This window comes from Kitasatospora sp. NPDC058444, assembly GCF_042721415.1.
In the GTDB taxonomy this organism is placed as follows: Bacteria; Actinomycetota; Actinomycetes; order Streptomycetales; family Streptomycetaceae; genus Kitasatospora.
This window is the reverse complement of sequence record NZ_JBHXLL010000005.1, coordinates 236,367-245,150: the sequence shown is the minus strand read 5'-3', so window position 1 is coordinate 245,150 and position 8,784 is coordinate 236,367. Positions and strand designations below refer to the sequence as shown.

The following is an 8,784-nucleotide window of genomic DNA, read 5'->3' as shown; positions in this document are numbered from 1 at the left end:
AAAATCTAGGTGTGGTGGGCTTTCTTTGTTTTTATTATTCTCTCGCTACTGGGCGGCGGGGGGGGGGGGGGGGGGCCGGGGGGGGGGTCGGGGGGGGGGGGGGGGGGGGGCCCCCCCGCCACCAGCTTCACCCGATGGGGTGATCTGCGCCGTTCGAACTAGGCCGAAAGGGTGATCATTCGGCCGCTTGCCCCGCAGGTCAGCGCACCGGCATCGACATGTACACCGCCCGCCGCCCGTAGCAGGCGGGCACCGGCACCTCCCGGTGCGCCCGGTAGCCGAGCAGCCGCAGCAGGATGTCCGCCCCGCGCACCGCGACCATCGAGATCCGCTCGAACCCCTGCTCGTCCGCCTGCTCCCGGAAGTGCCGGATGAAGCCCAGCGCCACGTCCCGGCCGCGCAGTTCCTCGGCGATCACCAGGTCGTGCACGTGCAGGTTGGTCGAACGGAAGGCCTGCTCCTCCGGGCGGCTGAGGTCCGGGCAGCGCAGCGGCGGGTACGGCAGGCTCAGCAGGTAGCCGCGCACCGTGCCGTGCTGTTCCAGCACGAAGCAGGTGCCGGGCGAGCTGCGGGCACGCGACTGGAGCGCCTCCCGGCCCTCGGACAGGCCGTCGGCCGCGTAGGCGGCGTGCTCCAGCGCGACGACGGCGTCCCAGTCGCCGTCGGCCAGCCGCCTGATCCGGAGGTCCTCGCTCACCGGGCCGGCGCCTCCGTGCCGTCGGCGTCCGCGTCGAGCCCCTCCGCACCGGTGCGGAGCCCTTCCGCGCGGGCGGCGGCCACCATCGGCGCCCAGGCCTCGATCAGCACCGCCCACCGCTCGGCGTCCCGCTGGGCCTCGTCCAGGAGCTGCTCCCGCCGCCCGGCCACCACGTCCGCGAGTTCGGCGTACTTGCCGCCGAGCTTGCGGTAGGACCGGTCCAGGACGTCCAGGCAGTGCACGTTCCCGGCCCGGTCCCAGTGGACGCTGCCCCGCGCCAGGTCGAGGATCGGCTCGGCCTTCAGCCCGTGGCGCTCGTCCAGCAGCCCGGGGCCGAGGTCGATCATCCCGCCGTAGACCGGGTACAGGTACAGCATCGAGAGCAGGAACTTGACGAACCGCAGCTGGTAGGAGACGAAGCCGGCGCCGGTGCGGCGCTCGGGCGTGTAGTAGTTGACGATGTGGCGGTTGTGGACGACGCCGGGCAGCCGGGAGTGGACCAGGGCGTGCAGCAGGGCGTAGTCGCTGCCGATGGTCTCGGTCGAGGGCAGCAGCGGCAGCACCTCGTAGGCCCGGTGGTCCAGGGCGATGTTGCACATGTAGACGTCCCAGATGTCGGGCACGCCGAGGACGGATTCGTCGGCACCGAACGGCTCGGAGCCGGCGCCCTTGAAGGAGACGTCCACCATGGCGTCCCGCTCCTCCTCCGACCACACCGGCGGGGTCCACAGGCGCACCAGGTCGCGGTAGACGGCCGGGTCCAGCTCGTGGATCTCGCCGATGTCCACGTTGAGTTCGCCGATGAAGGAGCCGCTGACCAGCATCACCGGCTTGTCCGCGTCGGCCGGGTCGAGCTCGGAGCGGGACACGCCGGCCACCGCCTCGCCGGCCGGCCGGCCGATCGAGAGCAGCTCGTGGTGGATCGGGAAGACCTTCCGGCCGTCGACGACCTGGAAGTCGGCGTCGTCGTTGCGCAGGTGCGCCGAGGTGCAGCCCAGGGCGGCCGCGCCCAGGAAGAGCCGGTTGACGCAGGAGCCGTACGCGACGGCCCGCGGGAGCATCAGGTCGAGCAGCAGTTCGGGGTCGGCGGCGCCGGAGCGCTCGGACACCCGGCGCAGGAAGTCCCGCTGCCGCGCCTCGCCGAGGTGGTGGACGACCACGCCGGGGGTGGGCTCCAGCGCGGCCACGGCGCCCGCGTTCCGCGCGTGCGCGACGCCGTCGGTGGTGTCGAGGATGAGCAGGTGCACCTCGACCCCGAAGTTGGCGACGGCGTAGGCCGCCTCCTCGGCGAGTTCCGCGATGGTGTCGGGGCAGGACCGCATGGTGGGCAGGGCGAGGCAGACTCTTTGCATGGTGCGGGTTTCTCCATCGGATCGTCAGATTCGGTTCCACAACGGCGAGTTGGGAGCGCGTGGAAGTCCCGGGCGCGGGCCGGCGCCGGTCCGTCGGACCACCGTGGACTAGACCACTTTTGATGTCAACGATTGACAGCCGAAGCCCCGGCGGGGTGGAATGCGCCCCCTCCCGCGCGATCCGCCGCCCCCGCACGGGCGCCGGAATCGCACGCAGGGGCGAACCGCCCCCGCAGAGTCGAACGGCCGGACGGGCAAGGGGGGTTCATCGCCGGTCATTTGCGCCGCCGGGGTCAATCCGCGAGCCGTACCTGCCGATACCGGAAGTGATGCCCTCACGCCGTTCGGAGGAGCCCGCAATGCCCGAACCGTGGCTGCCCGGTGCCGAGATCCACGACCTCGGCGACCACGCGCCGACCGATCAGCAGTACCCGCCGAAGGCCATCGCCCACATCACCTGGGACCGCAACGCGACCGCCACCGCGCCGCAGGACTGGTGCCCCTACGAGGACCTGGTCGGCTACTTCACCGGCAGCGGCGCCGGCAGCGCGCCGCACCTGGTCTGGGACCCGTTCAGCGGCCGTACGGCGCAGCTGTTCCCGGCCGACTCCCGCTCGAAGAGCCTGCTCAGCCCCGCCGAGAGCCCGACCCGCACCAACCGGGCCGGGCGGGTGGTGATCCAGATCGAGGCGGTCTTCTTCCCCTACTGCCGCTACCAGGGCGGCGTCTACCCGCGACTGGTCGACACCCCGTGCGCGGGCTGGGACCGGATCCATGCCTGGATCTCCTCCTGGGGCGTGCCCGACATCTGGCCGATGGGCCGGCCCGCCGACTTCTCCGGCCACCGCGACGAGCGGGCCTGGGAGGCCTTCGGCGGCTGGTACGCCCACGCCCACGTCCCGTACAACGACCACACCGACCCCGGATCCTGGCCCGACTTCACGGCCGGGCCCGGTTCCCCGGGCACCCCGCCCTCGCAGCAGCACCCGGTGCCCCCGGCCGCGCCCGCCCGCTACCAGGTCAGCATCAACGGCCTGCCGTACGGCTACGGGGCCCAGGGCTACCAGGTGACGGCGGTCGGGCGGGCGCTGGTCTCGCACGGCTTCGGCGACCACTACCGCTCCGGCCCCGGCCCGAACTGGACCGACGCGGACACCGCGAACTACGCGGACTACCAGGGGAGTCTGGGCTACTCCGGGCAGGCGGCGGACGGCGTCCCGGGCGAGGGATCGCTGCGCCGGCTGCTCGGCTACCTGCCCGGGCAGCGGACGGTCTCGGTGGCCCACGTGGTCGAGGCCGCCCGGACCGACCCGGGGGCCGAGCAGGGGCACCTGACGTACCCGGCCGAGGCGGCCATCGTGGAGCAGGCGCTCGTGGACGAGGGACTGCTCGACCAGCGCTGGGTGGACGGCTCGTTCGGCAGCCGGACGGTCTCCGCGTACGCGGCCTGGCAGCGGCGCTGCGGGTACGAGGCGGGGGCCGCGGACGGGATTCCCGGCCAGGCCTCGCTGCACCGGCTGGGCGCGGCGCAGGGGTTCGCGGTGACCGACTGAGGGTGGTGCTGCTCCCGGGGGAGGCGCTGCCGGAGCCGGGCCCGGGGGGCGGTGTCGTCGGCACTGCTCCCGGGAGCAGCCTTCCGGCGGTTCCCGGGGGGCGGTGTACTCGCCCGGGAGTAGACGAGGTTACGTCCACCGTCAGATGACGGATTCGGCAGCGACGGGAGAGCCTGGGGCCGTCCTCGTGACCCCGACTCGAAGGAGGTACCCGTGCGTTCGCCCACCGGCGCCGCCGCGGCGTCCGAACCGACGTCCTCACGCCAGGTGGCGGCACCCGCGTCCGCGGGCCGCCGCAAGGCCGACGCCGGAGCCGTGGCCCCGGCCAAGGTCAGGGCCACGGTAGGAGGCGCGGTCCGGGCCGCGGAGAGGGGGGAGGCCGAGGCCCTGGGTACCCGTCCGGTCCGAATACCCGGAGCGGGCGACTGATCGGCAGGCCCTCGGCCTCGGTCCGGCCGCCCGGGGAATGCCCGTGCGGGGGACAGGCGTTGTCCCCCGACGTGACCAGTGCCGCGCCCACGACCAGGCTCTCCGTGCTCGACCGCTCCCGCACCCGACAGGGGGAGGAGCCGGCCCAGGCACTGCGGGGCACGGTGGCCTTCGCCCGCGAGGTGGAGCGGCTCGGCTACCACCGGTTCTGGGTGTCCGAGCACCACGGCGTGCCGGGAGTGGCCGGGTCGGCTCCCACGGTGCTCGCCGCGGCGGTGGCGGCGGCCACCACGCGCATCAGGGTCGGTACCGGCGGGGTGATGCTGCCCAACCATCAGCCGCTGGTGGTGGCCGAGCAGTTCGGGGTGCTGGCCGCGCTGTTCCCGGGGCGGATCGACATGGGGCTCGGGCGCTCGGTGGGCTTCACCGACGGTGTCCGGCGGGCGCTCGGGCGGGAGAAGGACGCCGCGGACGCGTTCGGTGCCCAGCTGGCCGAACTGCTCGGCTACTTCGACGGCTCGCAGGAGGCGAACCGCGGGGTCCACGCCCGGCCGGCCGAAGGCCTGCACGTCCCGGCCTTCGTCCTGGCCACCGGTGCGGGCGCCGACCTGGCCGCCGACGCGGGCCTGCCGCTGGTGATCGCCGCTCCACGCGGAGTGGACCGGATGCTCGAGGCGATCGACCGCTACCGCACCCGGTTCCGTCCCTCCGCGCAGGCCGCCGAGCCGTACGTCGTGGTCTCGGGCACGGTGGCGGTCGCCGACACGGCCGAGCGGGCGCGTGAGCTGCTCGTCCCGGAGGCCTGGTCCGGCGCGTACTCCCGCACCCACGGCGAGTTCCCGCCGCTGAGCCCGGCCGCCGACGTCCGGGCCCGGGAGATGACGCCCCGGGAACGGGCCGCGTTCGAGCAGTCGCTCAAGGGCCACATCGCGGGCACCCCGGAGCAGGCCGTCGCCGAGCTGGCGGCGCTGGTGGAGCGCAGCGGGGCGGACGAGTTCCTGGTCACCACCAGCACCTACGACCGCGCCGCGCTGCTCGACTCCTACCGGCTCCTCGCCGAGGCCGTCGGCCAGGTCTGACCGGCCAGGGCTGACCGGGCAGGGCAGGGCAGGGCCAGGACAGGGATGCGGCTGGGCGGAACGGGGGCAGGGCAGGGCAGGCGGGGGCAGATCAGGTCGGCGCGGAGCCGGGTCGGCACCCGGCTCCCGCGCGGTCCGCCGCTCAGCCCGCGTCGACCTCGGTCGTCCCGAGCCGTGCGTAGACCTCCGGCCTCCGGGCCCGCAGCCGCAGAGCGATCCCGACGCCGGTCAGGAACACCACCGGCACGATCGCGACCAGCGGCCAGTTGACCTCCGGGCCGGCGCCGGTGAAGAGGTCGAGCCGCCACACCACCAGCGCCGTGGCCCCGCACAGCAGCACGGTGGCGGCGAGCGGCGCCACGACCGTACGGAACGCCCCGGCGCTCGCGGCGGCCGCCCGGTCGCGGCGGAAGAAGGCGAACACGGCGAGGCCGGCCAGCGCCTGGAGCACCAGGATGCCCACCACCCCGGGGGAGTTCACCCAGAGGAAGAACTGGTTGTACGGGTCCGCCCCGATCAGCGCCGCCACCCCGACGGCCACCGCCGCCAGCACCGACTGCGCGATGCCGCCGATCCACGGCGAGCCGTGGCGCGGGTGGACCCGGCCGAGGGCGGCCGGGGCGGCCTGCTCGTTGGCCAGCGCGTAGCCGTAGCGGGTGATGGTGTTGTGGAAGGCGAGCAGCGCCGCGAGCAGACTGGTGACGATCAGCACCCGCTGCACCTCCGTCGCCCAGCCGCCGACGTAGTCGGTCATCGCGGTGAAGAACATCCCGGCCGGGTCGGCGGTGGCGGTGGCGACGGCCTCGGTGTCACCGAAGGCCTGCACGATCATCCAGGTGACGAAGGTGTAGAAGAGGCCGAGGAAGGCGATCGCGGCATAGGTCGCGCGGGGCACGGTCCGGTGCGGCTGCCGGGCCTCCTCACGGTAGATCGCGGTGGCCTCGAAGCCGATGAACGCGGCGAAGGAGAGCCCGAGCACGCCGCCCATCCCGCCGGAGAACACGTGCTCCGGGGCGAACGAGGACAGGCTCAGCCCGTGCGCCCCGCCCTTGACCAGCACCGCCACCGCGAGCGCCAGCAGGATGCCGGTCTCGGCGATCAGCAGCGCCCCGAGCACCTTGGCCCCGAGGTCTATCGACCGGTAGCCGAGGAACCAGACCACCGCGACCCCGAACAGCGCCCAGACCGGCCAGGGCAGGTCCAGCCCGAGCAGGTCGGCGGCGGTGGTGCGGGCGAAGAACCCGAAGGCGCCGAACATCCCGATCTGGATGGCGTTGTACGAGAGCACCGCGAGCAGCGCCGCGCCCAGCCCGGCCGCCCGGCCGAGGCCGCGGGTGACGTAGGCGTAGAAGGCGCCGGCGTTGCGGATGTGCGTGGTCATGGCGGTGAACCCGACCGCGAAGAGCGCCAGCACCACGCCGGTGGCCAGGTAGGCGACCGGCGTGCCGATGCCGCCGAAGGAGATCGCGAACGGCGCCACGCCGGCCATCACCGTCAGCGGCGCGGCGGCGGCCACGACGAAGAAGACGATGTCGCCGGTGCCGAGCACCCCGCGTTCCAGGCCGCCGGGGGAGTCGGAGGCGTTGGCGTTGGTCTTGGCGCCGGCGGAGCCGGGGGGACGGAGTGCGGCGGTGGGGGCCGCGTCGGAGGGCGGGTTCATGGGGGAGCTCTCCTGAGGTCGTACGAACGGGGGGCGGGGCGGTCGGCGGCGGACACGCGGGGGCCGCCGACCGGGGAACGAGACACGGCCGTCGTGGGGAACGGCCGGAGCGTCGGGACCGCGACGTCCGGCCGGAGGGAGCGTCGGGAAGCCGTCAGGGAAGCCCGTCACGGAAGGGCGGCGGCCTGGGCGCCTCAGCGGGTCGGGCGGTCGCCGCCACCGGGCGGCCCGCCGTGGGTGCGCCGCCCGCCGAGCCAGGTGCCGGCCACCGCGATCGAGGCCAGCTCGCCGACCGGCACCGCGTAGGGGTCGGTGGCCAGGTGCACCAGGTCGGCCCGCATGCCCGGCCGCAGCACACCCCACTCGGTCTCCTCGAAGGCCTGGTGCGCCACGCCCGCCGAGTACGCCGCCAGCGCCTCGGTGAGCCCGATCCGCTCCTCGGGCAGCCAGCCGCCGTCCGGCAGGCCGTCCGGGGTCTGCCGGGTGATGGCGGTGGCCAGCCCGGCCAGCGGCTCGTAGCGGGTGACCGGCCAGTCGCTGCCGAAGGAGACCCGGGCGCCGCCGCGCAGCAGGGCGGCGATCCGGTACTGCCGGGAGCCGCGCTCCGGGCCGATCCGGGGCAGGGTGAGCTCGGTCATCAGCGGGTCGGTCTGGGCCCAGAGCGGCTCGAAGTTGGCGATCACGCCGAGTTCGGCGAAGCGCGGCAGGTCGTCCGGGTGGACGAGCTGCACGTGGGCGATCACCGGTCGGCGGGCGCGCGGCCCGTTGCGGCGGGCGGCGGCCTCGACGGCGTCCAGCGCGTTTCGCACGCCGCGGTCGCCGATCGCGTGGATGTGCGGCTGGAAGCCCAGTGCGTCCACGGCGGTGACGGCCTCCGCGAGCTCGGCGCCGGTCCAGTTGGCGACGCCGTGGGAGTGCGGGCAGTCGCTGTACGGCTCCAGCAGTGCGGCCGTCCCGGACTCGATGACGCCGTCGGCGAAGAACTTGACCGCCCGCGCGGTGAGCCGGCCGCGTCCGGTGGCCTCGACCCGGTCGCGGTCGGCGGCCAGGTGGGGGAGCCGCTCGCGCCAGCCGTCCGGTTCGAGCAGCAGGGCGAGCCCGGCCCGGACCGGCAGGCCGTCCTCGGCGACGGCCGCCAGCCAGGTGTCCACCTGCGCGGGCTCGACCCAGGCGTCCTGGAGCCAGGTGATTCCGGCGGCCGCGAGTGCGGCGGTGCTCTCCCGCAGCGCGGCGACCTGCTCGGCCACCGGCGGCGGCGGGACGAGCGCGAGGATGGGGTTGAGCGCGCCGAACTCGCGCAGGGTGCCCAACGGGCTGCCGTCCGGTCGGCGGACGATCTCGCCGCCCCTCGGCTCGGGGGTGTCCGGCCCGTACCCGGCCCGGCGCAGCGCCTCGCTGTTGGCCCAGCCGGTGTGGTGGTCCATGGTGCGCAGCAGGACGGGCCGGTCCGGGACGGCGGCGTCGAGCAGCCGGGCGTCGAACAGTCCGCCCTCGGCGAGCCACGGGTCGACGGCGTCGCCGGTGATCCACTCGGCCTCGGGGTGGTGTCGCGCCCAGTCGCGGACGGCGGCCACGACCTGCTCCAGGCTGGTGCAGTCGCGGACGGGCACGCCGCGCAGGCCGATGCCGCCGAGCAGCGGGTGGACGTGGCCGTCGCCGAAGGAGGGCAGCAGGGCGCCGCCGTCGAGGTCGACGGTCTCGGTGTCTTCGTCGCGCAGGGCGAGGGCGGCGTCGCCGAGGGCGGCGATCCGCCCCGCGACGACGGCGAGGGCGTGGGTGTGGGGGAGGGCGGGGTCTCCGGTGTGGATCCGGCCGCCGGTGAAGATCGTTTCGGCACGCATACGGGGTGTGCGTCCTCTCCGGGGCAGGGCGGGCCGACGGGTGCGCGGCCTGCCTAACCGAATGGGGTTCGGTTACCGTAGGCGCGGCACCGGCGGGTGCGGAAGAGTTTTACTGAAAGCCGTTCAGTAACGCTTGGATAACGACGATCTTGGTCTGCCGGTGCCGACGGGCC

At 74.5% G+C, this 8,784-nt stretch carries 6 protein-coding genes; 2 read left to right on the top strand and 4 right to left on the bottom strand.

All coding sequences use genetic code 11. The annotated features are described in order from the left end of the window. Positions 1-199 precede the first annotated feature (199 nt). Positions 200-697, bottom strand: a complete 498-nt coding sequence (locus ACFWP2_RS08610) for a GNAT family N-acetyltransferase (RefSeq protein ID WP_360356473.1) — start codon at positions 695-697, stop codon at positions 200-202. After that, complete coding sequence (locus ACFWP2_RS08605) at positions 694-2,049, bottom strand: DUF6271 family protein (RefSeq protein ID WP_380449515.1); 1,356 nt, start codon at positions 2,047-2,049, stop codon at positions 694-696. Before ACFWP2_RS08605 ends, ACFWP2_RS08610 begins: the two co-directional genes overlap by 4 nt. A gap of 359 nt (positions 2,050-2,408) precedes the next feature. On the opposite strand from ACFWP2_RS08605, the gene ACFWP2_RS08600 reads away from it, so the two are divergent. Together ACFWP2_RS08600 and ACFWP2_RS08595 are read left to right on the top strand one after the other, a co-directional pair. After that, complete coding sequence (locus tag ACFWP2_RS08600) at positions 2,409-3,602, top strand: peptidoglycan-binding protein (protein WP_380449514.1); 1,194 nt, start codon at positions 2,409-2,411, stop codon at positions 3,600-3,602. Positions 3,603-4,102: 500 nt separating this feature from the next. Next, entirely contained in the window at positions 4,103-5,110 is a 1,008-nt protein-coding gene (locus ACFWP2_RS08595; RefSeq protein ID WP_380449605.1) for an MsnO8 family LLM class oxidoreductase, read from the top strand. Positions 5,111-5,252: 142 nt separating this feature from the next. On the opposite strand, the gene ACFWP2_RS08590 is transcribed toward ACFWP2_RS08595, so the two are convergent. Together ACFWP2_RS08590 and ACFWP2_RS08585 are read right to left on the bottom strand one after the other, a co-directional pair. Continuing rightward, positions 5,253-6,770, bottom strand: coding sequence for an APC family permease (locus ACFWP2_RS08590; RefSeq protein ID WP_380449513.1), 1,518 nt, complete (start codon positions 6,768-6,770; stop codon positions 5,253-5,255). A 194-nt stretch (positions 6,771-6,964) separates the two neighbouring features. Further along, the gene (locus tag ACFWP2_RS08585) at positions 6,965-8,611 is read right to left on the bottom strand and encodes an amidohydrolase (RefSeq protein WP_380449512.1); all 1,647 of its coding nucleotides are present in this window, start codon (positions 8,609-8,611) and stop codon (positions 6,965-6,967) included. Between the last annotated feature and the right edge of the window lie 173 nt (positions 8,612-8,784).

Bases quoted from the DNA above. Each gene is read 5' to 3' on its own strand.
- ACFWP2_RS08585 (WP_380449512.1), bottom strand. From the start codon at position 8,611: ATGCGTGCCGAAACGATCTTCACCGGCGGCCGGATCCACACCGGAGAC.
- ACFWP2_RS08605 (WP_380449515.1), bottom strand. From the start codon at position 2,049: ATGCAAAGAGTCTGCCTCGCCCTGCCCACCATGCGGTCCTGCCCCGAC.
- ACFWP2_RS08600 (WP_380449514.1), top strand. From the start codon at position 2,409: ATGCCCGAACCGTGGCTGCCCGGTGCCGAGATCCACGACCTCGGCGAC.
- ACFWP2_RS08590 (WP_380449513.1), bottom strand. From the start codon at position 6,770: ATGAACCCGCCCTCCGACGCGGCCCCCACCGCCGCACTCCGTCCCCCC.